This window comes from Oleiphilus sp. HI0066, from assembly GCF_001635725.1.
In genome coordinates, this window is record NZ_LWFH01000086.1 from 1 (window position 1) to 668 (window position 668).

General features: G+C 46.0%; 1 protein-coding gene. It reads left to right on the forward strand.

The window, feature by feature from the left end; all coding sequences use genetic code 11:
* On the forward strand, positions 1-668 hold a 668-nt coding region (locus A3738_RS01330), incomplete at both ends, for an RluA family pseudouridine synthase (RefSeq protein ID WP_068763298.1).

Below are 668 nucleotides of genomic sequence, written 5' to 3' on the forward strand. Positions count from 1 at the left end.
AGATTCAGTTCTCTATGAAGACGATCAGCTTTTAGTGATCAATAAACCTTCTGGCTTGGCTGTTCATGGCGGAAGTGGTGTGAACTTGGGTTTGATAGAGGCTTTGCGTACAAAATACCCCGAACATCAGTTTCTTGAGCTAGTTCATCGATTAGATCGAGATACCTCTGGTGCTGTTCTGATTGCTAAGAGTCGTCCTGCCTTAAAAGCACTTCATGCGCAATTTAGAGATGATACGGTGAACAAGATTTACCATTTAGCGGTATTCGGTAAATGGCCAAAGTACAAAGTGATGGTGGATGCTCCGCTTCGTAAGAATGAGCTCAAATCTGGCGAGCGTATGGTGGTGGTGAGTGCTGACGGAAAACCGAGCCAAACGAGGTTTTCGATTCTGAATCGTTCGGATAAGTTTACCTTGGTTGAAGCAAAGCCGATTACTGGGCGTACGCACCAAATTCGCGTCCATGCCGCGTTTTCTAAACATCCAATTGTGGGGGATGTTAAGTATATTCAGAACTTGGTCGAAGATCAGGGCGGAATGGAGAAGGCGCGTTTGATGCTTCATGCGCGGGCCATAGAATTTGACTTGCCAATAAAGGGAGGCAAAACGCAACGCATGCGACTTGAAGCTGAATATGACGAGCGCTACATGCAAGCTCTTGAGAAAA